This is a genomic window from Kribbella amoyensis (genome assembly GCF_007828865.1).
GTDB classification, from domain to species: Bacteria; Actinomycetota; Actinomycetes; order Propionibacteriales; family Kribbellaceae; genus Kribbella; species Kribbella amoyensis.
The window spans coordinates 2,342,597-2,359,618 of record NZ_VIVK01000001.1 but is presented as its reverse complement, the minus strand read 5'-3'; the positions used below and the strand labels follow the sequence as shown (position 1 = coordinate 2,359,618).

Here is a 17,022-nt window from a genome sequence, read left to right as displayed (position 1 = left end):
GCGGCGCGTGCTGGGTAGCTCTCTTGCTTACCGCAACCATCCCGGCAGATCCCCGAGTGCCACCCCACCGGAAGAATCGAGGACCTTGCCCAGGTCCTCCTCGAGCGCCAGCACGCGATCCCGCCCCAGCAACCGGACCCACTCGCGCCGGAGGTCCTCGAAGATCTCCGCCGACCGCCGCAGCGCCTCCCGGCCGCGCGACGTGATCGTCACCTGCACCGCGCGAGCATCGCCCGGGTCAGCGCCGCGCTCCACATATCCAAGCTCAGCAAGCTTTCCAACGGTCTTCGTCGCGGCTTGCTTGGAGACCCCGAGCCGCCGGCCGATCTCCGACATCGTTCCGCCGTCCGGCCCGATCGCCTGCAGCGCGAAGCCGTGCGCCGGGCGCAGGTCGGCGTGACCTTCTTCGGCGAGCCGGCGATGGAGTTCGTCGATCAGCTGCCGGAACGCGCCGGCCAGCAACAGCGGCAACTCGAATCCGAACCGTTCCACCCCGGCATCATCCCGGACCCCTGGACAGATCGACAACCCGGTGTACTATTTCGTCAACCAGGTTGTCGAAATCAGAACCGAAGGAGCAGACCGTGTACCGCGTGACCGAGACCCCGAACGCCGTGATGACCACGTACGCCTCGCCGACCCAGGGCAGTACGGAGCTGAGCCTGTGGAAGGTGGAGATGAAGGGCGGCGCCCAAGGTCCCCTGCACGTGGTCGACAGCGAGCAGATCTGGACCGCGCTCACCGGGACCGCGTCGGTCGAGCTCGGCGACGGGACCCTCCACTTGACCCCCGGCGAAACCGCCGTCTTCCCGGCCGATACGCCCCGCCGTATCACCGCCAACGGCGACTTCACTGCCCTCGTCGCCGGCTACGGCACCGCCACGGTCACGGTCCCCGGCGAGACCACCGGCCGCGGCACACCCCCGTGGATCAGCTAGCCGAGCGGCGGGCGACCACGATCGCCCGCCGCCACGTACCTGTTCAAGCCGCCGCCGATCTGCTCAGTCGGTCGGCGTCAGGTGGACTCGCCGCAGCAGCTGCGCGTTGAGCGCGACCACGATCGTCGAGACCGACATCAGCACCGCGCCGATCGCCGGGCTGAGGGTCAGGCCGGCCCACGCGAAGACGCCGGCCGCCAACGGGATCGCGATGATGTTGTACCCCGCGGCCCAGGCGAGGTTCTGGATCATCTTCCGGTACGACGCCTTCGACAGCCGGATCACGCCGGTCACGCCGCGCGGGTCCGACGACGCGAGCACCACGCCGGCGGACTCGATCGCGACGTCGGTCCCGGCGCCGATCGCGATCCCGACATCGGCCCGGGCCAACGCGGGCGCGTCGTTCACGCCGTCACCGACCATCGCGACGCGCAGACCGCGGGACTGCAGCTCGCTCACCGCCTTGTCCTTGTCGGCCGGCAGCACCTCGGCGAAGACCTCGTCGACTCCTTCACGGAAGCCGAGGTCCTGCGCCACGGCCCGCGCCACCGGTTCGGCGTCGCCGGTGATCATCACCAGTTTGCCGACCCCGATCGCGCGCAACTCCTCGACCGCGGCCCGCGCCTCCGGGCGAACCTCGTCCTCCAACGCGATCGCCCCCAGGACGGTCTCCCCGTCGCGCAGCAGGTACAGCACCGCCGCGCCCCGCTTCGACCACTCCTCGGCCCGATCCGCGAACTCCCCGACCACCGTCACGCCCAGCTCCCGGAGCAAGGCGGGCCCGCCGACCGCGTACGTCGTACCGTCGACCGCCGCCTGGACCCCACGGCCCGTCAGGGACTTGAAGTCGGTCGCGCGAGCTCGTCCGCCTTGGTCGTCGGCGGCCCGGACGATCGCGCGGGCCAACGGGTGTTCGCTGTCGGACTCGACGGCGCCCGCGATCCGCAGGACCTCGTCGCCGCCGGCCACGTCGGTCACGATGTGCTCGCCCTTGGTCAGGGTGCCGGTCTTGTCGAACAGGACGGCCTCGACGGTCCGCATCCGCTCGAGCGCCAGCCGGTCCTTGACCAGGATGCCCGCCTTGGCCGCGACCGCCGTCGACAGCGCGATCACCAGCGGGATCGCCAGGCCGAGGGCGTGCGGGCAGGCGATGACCAGGACGGTGACCGTCCGGACCACGGCCTCGCTCAGGGTGCCGAACAACCACCAGGCCGCGAACGTGATCACGGCCGCCGCGGTCGCGACGTAGAACAGCATCGCGGCGAACCGGTCAGCCAGTACCTGCGCGCGCCCGCTCGACTCCTGCGCCTGCGCGACCAGCCGCTGAATCCCGGCCAAGGCCGTGTCCTCGCCGACCGCGGCCACGCGGACCCGGATCGCCGAGTCCGTCGCCACGGTGCCGGCCACAACGCGGTCACCGACGCCGCGAGCGACCGGCCGGGATTCCCCGGTGATCATCGACTCGTCCAGCTCGGCAGCGCCGTCGACGATCCCGCCATCCGCCGGTACGCGAGCGCCGGAGCGGACGAGGACCACGTCACCGACCCGCAGGTCGCCGATCGACACGGTCTCCACGTCGTCGCCGGTGACACGCTCGGCCTCGTCCGGCAGCAGCGCGGCGAGGGCGGCCAGCGCGCCCTGCGCCTGACCGATCGCCTTCATCTCCTGCCAGTGACCCAGCAGCATGATCGTGACGAGCGCGGCCAGCTCCCACCAGAAGTCCAGGTCGAACCAGCCGACGCTGGTCGCCAGCGACGCGACGTACGCGACGGTGATCGCCATCGAGATCAGCAGCATCATCCCGGGCGCCCGATCGCGCGCCTCCCGGACGCCGCCGACCAGGAACGGCAGGCCGCCGTAGAAGAAGACCACGGTGCCGAGCACCGGCCCGACCCAGTCCATCCCCGGGAAGTCCAGCGAGTAGCCGAACCACTCCATCACCATCTCGCTGGTGATCACGATCGGCAGCGTGAGCAGCAGACTCAGCCAGAACTTCCGCCGGAACATCTCCGGATCGTGGCCCGCGTGCTTGTCGTGCCCAGCGTGCGCCTGATGCCCGGCGTGACCGGCCGGCGCCCCGTGTCCCGAGTGCTCAGCCGGTACCGCGTGCGCCGGCTGCCCGTGAGCCGCGTGCTCGTCCATCGCTCGTCCTCTCCACCACTCATTCAACACCGAGCACTATACCCCCTAGGGGTAATGGGTATCTAGATTGGACCGCAGCAATCACGGACGGAGGAGTGAGTTCGCCGCCTAGGTACCCTGTGACCCGGCTAGGGAGGCTGGATGGCGGAGCACCAGGCGGGGCAGCAGGCGCAGTACGGGTACATCGGGGACAAGGACGCTTATCTGAAGCGGTTGCGCCGGATCGAGGGGCAGGCGCGGGGGTTGCAGCGGATGGTCGAGGGCGAGCAGTACTGCATCGACATCCTGACCCAGATCTCGGCGATGACGAAGGCGCTCGAGTCGGTCGCGCTCGGGCTGCTCGACGACCATCTGGCGCACTGCGTGGTCGACGCGGCCGCGGCCGGTGGGCCCGAGGCGGACCGCAAGCTCAAGGAAGCTTCCGAGGCGATCGCCCGCCTCGTTCGCTCCTGATCAGAGACTGTTCCTGATCAGGAGCCGTTGCTGATCAGGAACAGACAGCCCCGATCAGGGCTTGCCGAAGCCGGGCCAGTGCTCCAGGAACGCGTCCCGGGACCTCTCGCCGCGGCGCTCCTCGGCGGCGTGCAGGCGGCCGTAGCTGAACGCGTTCCCGCCGGCCGCGTGGACCTCGATGGCCAGCTGCCGGAGCAGTTCGCGGGCGACGACGCTGTCCTGGTGGTCGCCGAGGATCTCCTGCACCTCTTCGGCCCGGGCGGCCAGGTCGGTCGCCTGCTGGCCCAGGACGGGCTGGGCCGACTCCGCCGCGTACCGCAGCCGCTTGGACGCCTTGCGGACCTCGTGCAGGTGGTGGTCCTGGTCGACGATCGTGTCGGCGGCCTCGACCAGGCGGACCTCCTTGCGCATCCGCTTCCAGTCGTGGCGGAGGAGATCCGGCAGTTGCTTCTTGGCCTTGGTGTCCGCGTCGGTCACCGGCGGGGACTCGATCAGCTCGTCGAGCGTGTCGAGCAGACGGAAGTACCGCTCGCTCTCCAGCGCCGCCAGCGCACGCACGTGGGCCTGCTTGTAGGTGGTCCGCAGATGGTCGTCGATCGTCCCCGCGACCCGGCCCATCATCAGCTCGGTCGGCTGCTCCGAGACCGCGACCAGGAAGTGCTCGCGCATCACCTCGGCGTCCCGGGCAGCACCGAGCTCGCCGCCGAACCACTTCAGCTCACCGCGGATCCGGTCACCCACCTCGCGGTTGATCACCGGCCGGTACGTCGCCAGGGCGGACCGCAGCCGGCGAGTGGCGACCCGCATCTTGTGGACCGAGTCGGGCAGGTCCCGGCGGACCTCGGGGTCGCGCTGGTGGATCGCGCGCACCTGCGCCCCGGCGTACGCGCGGAACAGGTCGGCCGTCGTCGGTTTGGCCGGCAGCTCCCACTCCTCGGCCTGCGGGACCCGGTCGCCCAGAGCCCGGGCCAGCTTGCTCGGGCCGGACGCGTACCCGGCGCCGGCGGCGAGCAGGATCGGGTCGGCCGCGTCCGCCAGCTCCTGGGTGCCGTTGACGAGCTCGAACTCCCACTCCCGCCAGGTCTCCGGCTCGGCGCCCTCGACGGTCGCGGTGACCGTGTCGTCGGCGAGCTCGGCCAGTACCTCGCCGTCGTCGTCGACCAGTTTGTGCAGGATCCGGCGGGTGTTCAGCGCGACCACCGGGACGAGGTCATGGTCACGGACGTACACGCGGACCGTGCGGACCACCTGGATCGGCACATTGCGGACCGCGCGACCGAGCGGGTGCCGGATCTCCAGACGTTCGCCCTTGGACACCGGCAGCTTGACGTGCCAGCCGTCGTCCTCGCCCCCGGTCCGGCGGCGCAGGGTCACCTTGTTCGCGACCAGGTCGAGCTCGGCGGTGTCGTAGTACACGGCCTCCAGGTCGAGCTCGACCGGTTGCTCGACGCGCGCGACGCCCGGCAGCTCGTGCAGCGCGGGCACGACGACGCTCGGGTCGACGTCGTACTTGGTCTCGATCTCACGCTGCTCGGTCGCGGCCATGTCCCTTGTTTACCAGTCAGGACAAGATCGGTCAGCCGGTCCGGACAGAACCGTGACCATCCTTTGCACGGACCGATCGCGTTCAGCGGAGCCCGATCGCCTTGAAGAACGTGTAGTGGAAGGTGCCACCCGGTTCGGCGGTTCGCTCAAGCGCTCGAACGCCTCGTTCCCATTGGTCCGTCGTCCGCAGACCGGCGGCGATCGCGTCCACCCGGACCGATTCGACCATCGCGATGAACGTCTTCCGGGTGAATCCGTCGACCAGGTCCGGCGTCGTCTCGTCGGCGTAGACGGTGCGCGGCCCGGCCATCACCTCGCGGTACCCGGCCTCGACCAGCAGCGGTTGAACCCGGCGCCCGATCAACGCATCGCCGCCGACCCGGGCCTGGAGCACGTTGAGGCCTTCGATCAGCGCCTGCGCGTCGTCGCTGCGCGGGTGGAAGAACGCGGATCCGTGATCCCCTTCGATCACGGTGATCGAGCCGCCGGGACGGATCAGGCGGGCGAGGTCCCGGAGTACCTGGGCCGGCTCGGCGAGGTGTTCGAGGACGAAGCAGACGAAGAGGTGGTCGAACGACGCGTCCTCGTACGGCAGGTCGGTGAGATCGCCGTGGTGCCACTCGACCCGTGCCTCGGGGGCAACCGCCGCGACCCTCGCCTTCGCGGCGGTCAGCGACTCCTCGGAACGGTCGACGGCGACGAGCTCGATCCCCGGGCTGCGCGTGACCAGTTGCACGGTCTGCGCGCCGACACCGCAGCCGACTTCCAGCACGCGGCTGCCCGACTCGTACTGCGTGCCGCCGTGGAGGAGGTCGGCGAGCGTCTGCGCCTGGTCGGTGAGGCGACGCGTCTCGGCGTCGGTGTATCCGTGCACGTAGTCAGTTCCCATGGCTCCACGATGCGATGACAATGGACCGGTGAACAGTTCCAATCAGGACGACATTGGCAGGTCCATAATGCCGGGAACCGACTTCCTGCAGCTCACGATGGCGGACGCTCCGGCCCGTGGGTTGGCGGACTGGCTCGCGGATCGGCTGCGCGCGGCGATCGCCGACGGACGGCTCCCGCTCGGCAGCCGGCTCCCCGCCAGCCGCGTCCTCGCCGCGGAGCTCCAGGTCTCCCGTGGCGTCGTCACCGAGGCCTACCAACGCCTGGCCGAGGACGGCCACGTCGCCGGACGCGGCCGCGCCGGGACCACGGTCGTCGCCACTCCGATCACGCCGCCGCCCAACGGCAACCAACCGGGCGAACGTCGGCGTGAGCGGCTGACGGTCCCGGCCGAACCAGGGTTCGACATCTTCGACACGATGCGCGCGGTACCGGCGCGGCTCGACCTGACACCGGGCGTCCCCGACCTCGGCGCGTTCCCGCGAGCCGCGTGGCTCCGGGCGGAACGGGCCGTGCTGAACGACCTCACCCCGGCCGCCTTCGGCTACGGACACCCCGCCGGTACGCCGGGCCTGCGCGCGGCCGTGGTCACCTGGCTCGCCCGCAATCGCGGGATCCAGGCGGACCCGGAGGACGTCATCGTGGTCGCCGGTGTCGCCCAGGCGATCAGCCTGGTCGCCCGGGTCCTGCAGCGGGACGGCATCACGGAGATGGCCGTGGAGGATCCCGGGTCGCTGGGATCCCGCCAGCACCTGCAGCACTGGGGTTTGCGGACGCCGCCCATCACCGTCGACGCCGACGGCCTCCGGGTCGACGAACTACGCCGCGTCGGCAGCCCGGCCGTGATGGTCACTCCGGCTCACCAGTTCCCCACCGGCGTCGTACTCGAAGGGGAACGCCGACGCGAGCTGATGCGCTGGGCGAGCGAAGGCGGGGTGATCTTCGAGGACGACTACGACGCCGAGCACCGGTACGACCGGCCGCCGGTCCCGGCGCTCCGGGCGATGCTGACCGACCAGGTCATCTACGCCGGCAGCGTGTCGAAGCTGCTGGCACCCGCCCTGCGCATCGGCTGGGTGCTCGCGCCACCGCGGTACCGGGACGCGCTCGTCGACGCGAAGCGGCTCGCCGACCTCGGCAACGCTGCCTTGCCGCAACTCGTCATCGCGCACCTGATGGAGTCCGGCGACCTCGAACGCCGGCTGCGGTACGCCCGGCGACGGCACCGGACTCGGCGGGACGCGATGATCGGTGCCATCAGCAACCACCTGCCGATGGCCACCGTGCACGGCGCGGCCGCCGGACTGCACCTGACGATCACGATCGACGGTCTCGACGACGTCGCCCTTGCGGCCGACGCGCTCGCCCACGGTGTGAAGACCCAGCCGTTGAGCTGGCACAGCCAGCAGCGGCGTCAGACCGGCCTCGTCCTCGGGTACGCCGCCCGCACGCCGACCGAGATCGCCGAAGCCGTCGCCGTCCTGGGTGACCTGGTCCGCGGCCGGATCCGAGTCACCCGCCGCGGCCGACCCGGTTCGCGCGAGCCAGCAGGAACAGCAGGTACGGCGCGCCGAGGAAGGCCGTGACGATCCCCACCGGCAGCGCGGTCGGGGCGAACAGTTGCCGCGCGATCAGGTCGGACGCGACCACGAGCAACGCCCCGAGCGCGCCCGCGACGGGGAGACTCGGCACGCCTTCGGGGACCAGCCGGCGCGCGAGCTGCGGGGCGACCAGCGCGACGAAACCGATCGGTCCCGCTGCCGCGGTCGCCAGCGCGGCCAGGCCGACCCCGATCGCGATCAGGACCGCCCGTGCGCCCTCGATCCGGACACCCAGCGCGCGGGCGAGGTCGTCGCCGAGTTCGAGCACGCGCAACTGCCGGGCGGCCGCCATCGCCGGCGGGACCAGGACGAGCAGAGCGACGCCGATGATGGTGGCCTGCGGCCATGATCGGCCGGCCAGGCTGCCGGTCAGCCAGAGCAGCGCGTTCTTGGCCGCGTAGATGTCGGCCAGCGTCAGCAGGTACGCGGTGAGCGACCCGATGATCGCGGTGACCCCGATCCCGACCAGGACCAGGCGTTGCCCGGCCACCCCGTTCCGGTACGCGAGCAGGTAGATGCAGGTCGCGGTGAGCAGCGAACCGGCGAGCGCTCCGGCCGGGATCCAAGCGGTACTGCTGCCGAGCACGGTGATCATCAGGACCGCGGCGAGCGCGGCGCCGGCGTTGATCCCGATCAGGTCCGGGCTGACCAGCGGATTCCGGGCCAGCCGCTGGAAGATCGCGCCGGACACCGCGAACGCGACCCCGACGCCGATCCCCACCAGGATCCGGGGCAGCCGGTTGTTCACCACCACGTCGGTCATGATCAGCGAACCGCGGCCCGCCAACGTCTCCAGGACCTGCGCGAGCGGGATCTCGTAGTCCCCGAGTGTCAGCGAGAACGCCGCAAGTCCGAGGGTGAGAGCCCAAGCCAGCAACGCGATCCCCGTTGCGACGGGATCGACGCGGGTGGAGACCCTGCCGACGCGGACGGCCCAGCGCGTACTCACAGCTCGGCCAGCTTCCGGCGACGGACCAGCGCGATGAACAAGGGCGCACCGAACAACGCGGTGACGATGCCGACCTGGAGTTCGGCCGGGCGGACGACGAGCCGGCCGGCCACATCGGCGAGCAGGAGCACCGTCGGCGCGAGGACCACCGACCAGGGCAGGATCCAGCGGTAGTCGGGACCCACGATAGTCCGCGCGACGTGGGGTACCGCGAGACCGACGAAGCCGATCGGGCCCGCCATCGCGGTCGCCGTCCCGGCCAGCAGGACGACCGCCAGGCCGGCCAGGATCCGGACCACGGTGACCCTGGTACCGAGGGCGGTCGCGAGGTCCTCGCCGAGGGCCAGCTGGTTGAGCGAGCGACCGAGGGCCAGCGCGAGAACGATGCCGACGGCAATGAACGGGACCGCCTGGGCGACGATCCCGCCGGTCGCCAGGGTGAGGGACCCGACCACCCAGAAGCGGAACTCGTTCAGCGTGGACAGGTCCAGCAAGGTCGCCGCGGACGTCACCGAGCCGAGCAGCGCCGATAACGCCGCACCGGCCAGCGCCAGCTTGACCGGGGTCGCGCCGCCCCGCCCGACCGACCCGACCAGGTGCACGACGACCGTCGCGACCAGTGCACCGCCCATGGCGAACCAGACGTACCCGGTCAGGCTGTGGATGCCGAGCAGCCCGATCGCCCCGACCACGGCCAGCGCCGCGCCCGCGTTGACGCCGAGCAGGCCGGGATCGGCCAGCGGGTTGCGGGTGACGCCCTGCATCAAGGCGCCGGCCAGACCCAACGCGGCGCCCGCGAGCAACCCGGTCGCGGTGCGCGGGAGGCGGAGGTACCGGATCACGCGGTCGGTGTCCGATCCGGCGAACTCGGCGGCCGCGGCGTACACGTCGCGGGGCCCGAACCACTGCGCCCCGGCCAGGAGCGAGAGGAGTACCGCGGCCAGCAGGACGGTGACCGCCGCGGCCAGTCCCGCCGCGCGCGGACCGCTGTGGTGCAGCAGTCCGCGGCGACGCGACAGCGTCACTTGACGCGATCCGGGTGGATGATCTTCGCGATCAGCTCTGTCGAGTGGGCGCCGCGGACACCGGCCGAGTGGTGTGCGAACAACCACGGCACGACGTGCTTGTTCTGCACGGCCTTGAGGTTCGCGAAGGCGGGATTGGCGAGGAGCTTGTCCACATCGGGCCGGGTCCGGTCCTCGGTCAGCGTCGCGTCGCAGCAGCCGCTGATCAGGACGTAGTCGGGATCGCGCTTGATGAACTCCTCGGCGCTGATCTTCACGTTCCGCTTGGCGGTGAGATCCGCGAACGCGTTCACGCCGCCGGCCTGGCGGATCAGTACCGTGCCGAAGTCGGGACCGCCCGACACGGTCAGCCCACCGCCCTCGAGGCCGGGTCGCACGATCGCCACCGTCGGCCGGTCCGCGCCCTTCACCTTCGCCTCGACGGCGGCGATCCGGCGCTGCTGGTCGGCGATCACCTGCTCCGCCTTGTCCCCCGCGCCGAACAGCTTGCCGAGGTCGCGCAGATCGGCGTACACGTTGTCCATCGACACGCTCGCCGGGTCGATCGCCTCGTCGCCCTTGCCGTCCGCCGTCGGGCAGAGCGGGCTGAAGATCCAGGTCCGGACCCCGAGGTCGGTCAGGCTCTTGCGGCTGCCGAAGCTCCCGTCCGTCCCGGCCGCGCTGAACACGTCGTTGAACCCGGACAGCACGAAGTCGGGGTTGTGGCTGAGCAGTTCCTCGCGACTCGGCAGGTTCTTGTAGTACTTGCGGTCGCGCTGCGCGTCGGCGTACTCCGGGAGCACCTCGGAGTCCAGGAACGCCGTACCGACCAGGCGATCGGACAGGCCGAGCGCGTGCGCCATCTCGATCGCCGGCTGGTACGCCGCGAAAACCCGCTCGGGCGGGCCGTCGACGGACACGTCCAGGCCGCAGTTCCGCACGGTGACGGCATCGGTGCTCGGACCGGCCTCGGCGGCGCCGCCGCAGGCCGTGAGCAGGGACAGGGCGACGGCAGCAGCAACTGCCTTACGTACAACGGCCATGGCGGACCGCTCCTCCAGCACCTCGTGGATGGGTCTGACACGCCGTGGCCGGTCTCCTGGCTGACGGGACACCACATCCACCGCACTGACCTTCCCAGTCCTCACGGACCAGTGGTCTCACCCTTACGAGGCGAACGCGCGGCGGAACTCCCGATCACAGTGGCGAGGGCCGCGCCGGTACTTCACCGGCTTCCCGAACACCACGGCGCGAGTACCGTAACCCAACCTGCGATCAAGTCGCACGAGCAGGTCCCACTTCGAGGGGGTTCAGCGGGTGTAGAGCGGGGACATCGCGAGGGCGAAGGCGACCATGTCGTCGGTCTTCGGCCGGCCGGTCGGAACCAGGTCGACGATCTTGTCGGTCCCCACGCGGATGGTCCCGCGGCCAGTCGCGGTGTCGACGTACCCCTCGTCGCCGAGCGGTACGGGCTGAGAGGTCGGCGCCTTGCGGATCGACGCCATCGCCGCTTGCGCATCCGGCACCCGGCGCACCGTCGAGTACAGGACCGCGTCGGCGTTGATCCACCCGCAGACCGTGTCCCCGGTCGCCGTCTGCCCGTCGCGCCGCGCCATCGCCTCCGCGCCCATCACCTTGGCCGCTGCCGAGGTACCGCGCTCGCAGTCCGGGCGCGTGATCAGCGGGGACGCCTCGGGCAATCCGGGTGCTTGCCGGGCCGCCTCCAGGCCGAGCGCGACGTACTTCGCGGAGGTGGCGGGTGGGCCTTCCACCTTGATCATCCTGGTGCCGAGCAGGAAGACGACGAAGCGGCTGGTCCCGAATCCGCCCTGGCCGACGGAGACGAGCTTGGACGGTTCGCCCCTCGTCGCGTCGTACGCCTTCTTCGCGGCGGCGAGCTCGCCCTTCGTCGCGGTGAGCACGGAGGTACCGACCTTGAGGACCGGGCCAGTCGGGCTGGTGCTGAGCGCGAGCTGGCAGAGGTCGTAGCTGGGCAACCCGATCTCCGCCGGAACCGCCTTCGGCTGAATCGTCACGACGGGCGCTGCGAGTGTGGCCTGGACGAAGGTCTGGTCCATCCGCACGCAAAGGGTGTCGGCGACCTTCGCGGTCGGTGGGGTGCCCGGCGTTTCTGTCGGGGTCGCTGAGGGGGACTCGGTCGGCGTGGTGCTGACGGAGACCAGCGGAGGTACGTCGGGCGCGCTCTCGTTCCCACCGCCACCACACCCAGCCAGCGCGGCGAGGGCGAGCACGGTGGACGAGGCGGCTACGGGACGGATTCGCATGGTGCACCGACTGTACCCAGGTGGCGGGTGGAGCAGAGGAGTACCCAGCACGCGCGGCTCCTCTGTCGCCGTGCTCACCCTGAGAGGCGGTAGTCGCGCCAACCGTCCGCAGCTACGGCGCCGTGCCCTCCCCAACGGCAGCCGTGGACCTCAGTTCCCGCTCGCGCACCGCGTGCTCGTCGGTTCTTGCGTCGTAGCGCCAGAAGTCCTTCAGCCATACCGCCGTCGCCAGCACGCCCGCGACGCACAACACGCCGCCGCTCACGATGGACGTCCGCACGCTCGTCAGGTCCGCCACCAACCCCGATCTCGACTGCCCGCCCAGCGGCCCCAGCGAGTACGACAGCATCTCGATTCCCGCCAGTCGGCCGCGCATCTCGTCCGGGATCGTCTGGTTCCAGATCACCGCGCGGAACAGTCCCGAGATCATGTCCGCTCCACCCGCGACCGCGAAGAAGGCGATCGCGAACCAGATGTTCGGCGCCAGTCCCGCGATCCCGACCGACGCGCCCCAGGTGATCGTCGCGAGCACCACAGCGCGGCCGTGGTGATGGACCCGGCTCGCCCAACCGCTCGTCAGCGTCGCCAGCATCGCGCCGATCGCCTCCGCGCTGTACAGCAACCCCAGGAGCTTCGGTTCCTTCAGCACCTCGGTCGCGAACGCCGGGAAGAGGACGATCGGCATCGCCAGGAACATCCCGACCATGTCCACCGCGTAGGTTCCCAGCAGGTCCCGCCGGCGGAAGGCGTACCGGACTCCGTCGCCGATCGCTCGCAGGCTCGGTGGGGTGCTGTGCTCGTTCGACTTGTACGAGCCGAGACGTACGTACAGCAGCGTCGCGATCGCCAGGCCGGCCAGTTCCACCGCGAACGCCCAGGTCACGCCCGCCGTGCCGACCAGCAACCCGCCGAGCGCCGGACCGGCGAGCTGGCCGACCTGGAGCGTCAGGGAGTTGAGCGTCACGGCCGCCGGCATCTGCTCGTGCCGGACGACCCTCGGGAACAGGGCTTCGCGGCTCGGGCGCTGCAGGGACGAGGCGATCGCGTTCAGGGCGCCGCAGACGTAGATCAGCCAGACACGGGGATCGTCGAGCAGCGTGTTGGCCAGCAGGAGTGCGCAGATGAGCACTTGGGCCGCGCCGGTGCCGATCAGCATCTTGCGGCGGTCCATGTGGTCCGCGAGGGCGCCGCCGTACAGGCCGAAGACGACCAGCGGGGCGATCGTGACCAGGCCCATCGCGCCGACGGCGAAGTTGGAGCCGGTGAGTTGGTACAGCTGGTACGGCAGCGCCACGTAGCCGACCATGCCGCCGAGGAAGAAGACCGAGCCGGCGACCACCAGGATGCGGAAGTCCCGGGATCCACGCCAGGGAGTCAGGTCGACCCGGAGCCTGGCCAGCCGGGAGCGGAAACTGGTTGCCACCGGCCCATGGTGACATGGGCGACTCGCCTCGACGAACCTGTTTTACGTCCGGACCGACGCGCTCTCCCGAGGGTGCCGAGGTCCGCTGGGTCAGGGCGTCAGCAGGGGTAGCAGCGGTCCCAGATCGGTCCGCTCCCCGCTCGCCCGGACCTTGCCGGTCTCGCGGGCACCCGGCCAGTCGATCCGGCCCAGCGCGAGGGCGATCCAGAGCTCGGCCGGGAGTTCGACGACCGCCCCCGGAGTACCGCGGGTGTGCCGTGGTCCCTCGATGCACTGCACCGCGCCGTACGGCGGGACGCGCACCTCGACCGCGTGCCCGGGGGCCTTGGCCACCAGGAGTTTCAGCAGGTGTTTCACCAGCAGTTTCAGGTCGGACCGCTCCGCTTCACCCGCGTCGTACCGGCGCAACGCCTCTTCGAACTCCACGACGGGCCAGCGTACGCCGGGTTTCGTGGTCGGCCCCTTCTTGGTCGATAATCAGGGCTGCGGCCGAGAACGGAAGCGGAGGTCCGGATGCTCACGCCCAGGCACCAGGCGCTGGTGGCGACGCTGGCGGGAATGACCGTCGGCGTGGCCGTTTTCGGCTCGGTGCTCGCGATCAACGCGATGAACTCGGACAGCACGACCGTGGTCACCAGCCCGGGCCCGTCGCCGACGCCGACCGTGTCCGGAGGCCTCGACCCGAACTCGCTCCAGTTCGCCGCACAGACGTTCGGCTCCGAGCGATCGCCGATCAGCGCGGACGTCCCGGTCGGGTGGAAGAGCAGCCAGGGCGGCACCCGCCCGCGGTACCTCGACCCCACCGGCGTCTGGCAGGTGCGCTTCGACGCCCGCGGCAGCAAGCAGCAGCCGGACGAGCTGGCCGCGAACAGGGCCAAGAGCATCGACGAGCGCGATCTCAAGGTGATCAGCAACGAGAACGGCACGCTGGTCTACACCTACGTCGACCAGACCCGCGGTCCCCGGATGGGCCTGTCCCGCTGGCTCCCGAGCGAGGACGGCGAGCGCACACTGATCGAGATCACCGTCGGCGGCCGCCCGCAGGACGAGGCCGCCCTGCGCAGCGTGCTCGAACGAGCCACCGAGACCCTGCAACTCCCCGACCCGAACGGCGACAAGCGGCCCAACTAGCGGGCCCTCAGCACTTCAGGTCGGCGGCGGGTGGGGTGCCCTGGAGGAGGTAGGTCTCGACCGCGCGGTCGACGCAGTCGTTGCCCTCGTTGTACCCGGTGTGCCCGTCGCCGTCCCGGCTGATCAGGACGCCGCTCTCGAGCTGCTTGGCCAGCCCGACGGCCCACTCGTACGGCGTGGCCGGGTCGCGGGTGGTACCGATCACGACGATCGGCTTCGCGCCGGCCGCCTTGATCGGGTGCGGCTTGTCCTCCGGCTTGACCGGCCAGTTCGCGCAGGCCAGCGAGCCCCACAGCAGGTACGACCCGAACCGTGGGGACGCCGCCTTGAACTTCGCCTCGTCCGCCTTCGCCTCCGCGACCGAGGCGATGTCCTGCCGGTCCAGACAGTTGACCGCGTAGATCACCTCGTTGGAGTTGCTGCTGTACCCGTTCGGGGTGCGGTCCGCGTACTCGTCGGCCAGCGCGAGCAGCCGCGCGCCCTTGCCCTCGGACGCCTGCGCGATCGCTTCCTCGAGCCGCGGCCAGAAGTCCTTCTGGTACAGCGGGTAGATCACCCCGAGGACGGCCAGTCCCTGGGTCACCTTGCGATCGCCGCTGCCCTCCAGCGGATTCGCGTCGGTGTCCGCGATGACCTTGTCGACCTTGGCGAGCACCTCCTGCTTCGTACTGCCGAGCTCGCAGGACCGCTGCGCGCACTCCTCGGCGAACGCGTCCAGCGCCGTGTCGAACCCCTTCGCCTGGGCGATGTTGTTCTCCTCGGCCGACTTCGCCGGATCCACGGCACCGTCGAGCACCAGCCGGCCGACGTTCTTCGGGAACAGCTCGGCGTACGTCGCGCCCAGGTACGTGCCGTACGACATGCCGAGGTAGTACAGCTCGGAGTCGCCGACCATGCCGCGGAGTACGTCGATGTCGCGGGCCGCGTCCTTGGTCGAGACGTGCGGCAGGAGCTTGCCGGAGCGCTGCTGACAGCCGTCGGCCAGGGTCTTGGCCTGCTGGTTCAGCTCGGTGATCTCGGCCTCGTCGTCCGGGCTGCCGTCGGCCGCGATGAACTTGTCCAGCTGGGCCGTGTCGAGACAGCGGACCGGGGTCGACTGGCCGACACCGCGCGGGTCCCAGCCGATCACGTCGAACTTGCGCAGCAGCGGCGCCCCTAGCACGAACGCGGCGGCCGCGGCGAACTCGACGCCGGAACCGCCCGGGCCGCCCGGGTTGATGAACAGCGTGCCGACCTTGGCCGACTGGTCGCGCGCGGGGACCTTGCGGACGCTCAGCTCGATCGTGTCACCGGTGGGCTTGCTGTAGTCGAGCGGCACGCTGACGGTGGCGCACTGCTGACCGCGGCCGCAGCGCTCCCAGTTCGGCTGCTGCTGGTAGAACTTCTCCAGCCCTGCCGGGATCGGGCCGGTCGGGCTCTTCGACGGGTTCCCGGCGCCCGGCACGGAGCCGTCGGGCTCGGCGTCCTGCGCCCGCGTCGCCACGCCGCAACTGCTCACCACCACCGCGAGAGCGCTCAGTACCGCCATCAGTGCTGTCGTCCTGCGCGTCATCACCGCGAACTGTCTCCCGTGTCGTCCGGTCCGGAGTCGGTCGTCTCCCGCCCACTCAACCGCCGGCGCCGCCGAGGCTTCCGCCGCCGCACCCCCCGCTCCCCACCCTCTCCAACCGACGGGTCACCAACCCCACCAGCCTGCTCCGCCCCCGCCGGTCCAGCGCCACCCGCGCCCGCAGTGCCGGCGCCCGCGTCGGCAGTACGCGCATCCGCCTGGGGGGTCCGACGGTCGGCGGCCGGGCCGGTCTTGGCTTCGGGGAGTGGGGCGTCAGGGGTGGTGGTGTCGGAGGCTTCGTACTGCTGGCGTGGCGAGCACACGTCGGCGCGGCTGCAGGCGCAGCGGCGGCCGGACGCGGCGAGGCGGACGACGACCGTGTCGCTCGGAACGTTGTGCCCGACGACGACACCGTCCCCCGCGGGCGTCTCGACCGGCGTACCGACCGACGGCGCCTTCGCGTTGAACTCCTGGTACAGCGGGTGCTCGTACTTGAGGCAGCACATCAGCCGCCCGCACGCGCCGGAGATCTTCAGCGGGTTGAGCGGCAGGTCCTGGTCCTTCGCCATCCGGACGCTGACCGGCTCGAAGTCCTTCAGGAAGGTCGCACAGCACAGATCCCGCCCACACGGCCCGATCCCACCCTGCAACCGTGCCTCGTCCCGCGCACCCACCTGACGCAGCTCGATCCGCGCCCGCAGTCCCCGGGCGAGATCGCGGACGAGCTCCCGGAAGTCGACCCGGTGCGGCGCGGAGAAGTACACGATGACCAGCTGGTCGACGTCCGGCCGGCGATCCACGAAGTCGATCCCGACCACCTTCATCGGCAACCCGTGCTGGCGGATCAGCCGCTTCGCCGTCAGCCGCGCATCCGCCCGGCGCTGCCGGTTCTGCTCGTCCCGCTCCAGGTCCGCGGCCGACGCGATCCCCTCGCAGGTCGGCAGCCCACCGATCTCCTCGACCACGTGCTGCGGCGCCCAGACACACTCGGCGACCTCGGGCCCGTCGTCGGTCGGGACCAGCACCTTGTCCCCGACCCGCGGCCGATGCGGGCCGGGGTCCAGGTAGTAGAGCCGCCCGTACCGCTCGAACGACACAGCCATGACCAAACCCA

General features: G+C 70.8%; 16 protein-coding genes and 1 riboswitch. Of the genes, 4 read left to right on the top strand and 12 right to left on the bottom strand.

The features are described from left to right. Positions 1–27: 27 nt before the first annotated feature. A complete protein-coding gene (locus FB561_RS11260; RefSeq protein WP_145805793.1) occupies positions 28–492 on the bottom strand; it encodes a MarR family winged helix-turn-helix transcriptional regulator in 465 nt (154 codons plus the stop codon). Positions 493–584: 92 nt separating this feature from the next. On the opposite strand from FB561_RS11260, the gene FB561_RS11255 reads away from it, so the two are divergent. After that, on the top strand, positions 585–938 hold the full coding sequence (locus tag FB561_RS11255; protein WP_202880588.1) for a cupin domain-containing protein: 354 nt from the start codon (positions 585–587) through the stop codon (positions 936–938). A 63-nt stretch (positions 939–1,001) separates the two neighbouring features. Here FB561_RS11255 and FB561_RS11250 read toward each other — a convergent pair whose 3' ends face one another. Further along, positions 1,002–3,080: a copper-translocating P-type ATPase gene (locus FB561_RS11250; RefSeq protein WP_145805791.1), complete on the bottom strand. Its 2,079-nt coding sequence runs from the start codon at positions 3,078–3,080 to the stop codon at positions 1,002–1,004. Positions 3,081–3,221: 141 nt separating this feature from the next. Here FB561_RS11250 and FB561_RS11245 point away from each other — a divergent pair, with 141 nt between their 5' ends. After that, entirely contained in the window at positions 3,222–3,533 is a 312-nt protein-coding gene (locus tag FB561_RS11245) for a metal-sensitive transcriptional regulator (protein WP_145805789.1), read from the top strand. Between the two features lie 54 nt (positions 3,534–3,587). Here FB561_RS11245 and FB561_RS11240 read toward each other — a convergent pair whose 3' ends face one another. Continuing rightward, positions 3,588–5,078, bottom strand: a complete 1,491-nt coding sequence (locus FB561_RS11240; protein ID WP_145805787.1) for a CYTH and CHAD domain-containing protein — start codon at positions 5,076–5,078, stop codon at positions 3,588–3,590. An 82-nt stretch (positions 5,079–5,160) separates the two neighbouring features. Further along, positions 5,161–5,967, bottom strand: a complete 807-nt coding sequence (locus FB561_RS11235; RefSeq protein ID WP_145805785.1) for a methyltransferase domain-containing protein — start codon at positions 5,965–5,967, stop codon at positions 5,161–5,163. Positions 5,968–6,034: 67 nt separating this feature from the next. On the opposite strand from FB561_RS11235, the gene pdxR reads away from it, so the two are divergent. Continuing rightward, a complete protein-coding gene (pdxR, locus tag FB561_RS11230) occupies positions 6,035–7,552 on the top strand; it encodes a MocR-like pyridoxine biosynthesis transcription factor PdxR (RefSeq protein WP_145805783.1) in 1,518 nt (505 codons plus the stop codon). On the opposite strand, the gene FB561_RS11225 is transcribed toward pdxR, so the two are convergent. The 6 genes from FB561_RS11225 to FB561_RS11200 all read right to left on the bottom strand — a co-directional run bounded on the left by FB561_RS11225 (position 7,479) and on the right by FB561_RS11200 (position 13,654). Further along, positions 7,479–8,516, bottom strand: a complete 1,038-nt coding sequence (locus FB561_RS11225) for a FecCD family ABC transporter permease (protein ID WP_145805781.1) — start codon at positions 8,514–8,516, stop codon at positions 7,479–7,481. The genes pdxR and FB561_RS11225 overlap by 74 nt on opposite strands. Then, on the bottom strand, positions 8,513–9,541 hold the full coding sequence (locus FB561_RS11220; protein WP_145805779.1) for a FecCD family ABC transporter permease: 1,029 nt from the start codon (positions 9,539–9,541) through the stop codon (positions 8,513–8,515). The genes FB561_RS11225 and FB561_RS11220 overlap by 4 nt, the downstream gene beginning before the upstream one ends. Then, positions 9,538–10,563 (bottom strand): ABC transporter substrate-binding protein, encoded by a 1,026-nt coding sequence (locus tag FB561_RS11215; RefSeq protein WP_145805777.1) that lies wholly within the window; start codon positions 10,561–10,563, stop codon positions 9,538–9,540. The genes FB561_RS11220 and FB561_RS11215 overlap by 4 nt, the downstream gene beginning before the upstream one ends. A gap of 29 nt (positions 10,564–10,592) precedes the next feature. Next, positions 10,593–10,783: riboswitch (cobalamin riboswitch) on the bottom strand. A gap of 47 nt (positions 10,784–10,830) precedes the next feature. Beyond that, positions 10,831–11,805, bottom strand: coding sequence for a hypothetical protein (locus FB561_RS11210; protein ID WP_145805775.1), 975 nt, complete (start codon positions 11,803–11,805; stop codon positions 10,831–10,833). Between the two features lie 112 nt (positions 11,806–11,917). Next, complete coding sequence (locus FB561_RS11205; RefSeq protein WP_145805773.1) at positions 11,918–13,228, bottom strand: MFS transporter; 1,311 nt, start codon at positions 13,226–13,228, stop codon at positions 11,918–11,920. A 90-nt stretch (positions 13,229–13,318) separates the two neighbouring features. Further along, positions 13,319–13,654: a sterol carrier family protein gene (locus FB561_RS11200; RefSeq protein WP_145805770.1), complete on the bottom strand. Its 336-nt coding sequence runs from the start codon at positions 13,652–13,654 to the stop codon at positions 13,319–13,321. A gap of 87 nt (positions 13,655–13,741) precedes the next feature. Here FB561_RS11200 and FB561_RS11195 point away from each other — a divergent pair, with 87 nt between their 5' ends. Beyond that, positions 13,742–14,359 (top strand): hypothetical protein, encoded by a 618-nt coding sequence (locus tag FB561_RS11195; RefSeq protein WP_145805768.1) that lies wholly within the window; start codon positions 13,742–13,744, stop codon positions 14,357–14,359. A gap of 7 nt (positions 14,360–14,366) precedes the next feature. On the opposite strand, the gene FB561_RS11190 is transcribed toward FB561_RS11195, so the two are convergent. After that, the gene (locus FB561_RS11190; RefSeq protein ID WP_238334767.1) at positions 14,367–15,911 is read right to left on the bottom strand and encodes an alpha/beta hydrolase; all 1,545 of its coding nucleotides are present in this window, start codon (positions 15,909–15,911) and stop codon (positions 14,367–14,369) included. Next, entirely contained in the window at positions 15,911–17,011 is a 1,101-nt protein-coding gene (locus FB561_RS11185) for a PSP1 domain-containing protein (protein ID WP_238334766.1), read from the bottom strand. Before FB561_RS11185 ends, FB561_RS11190 begins: the two co-directional genes overlap by 1 nt. Positions 17,012–17,022: the final 11 nt, after the last annotated feature.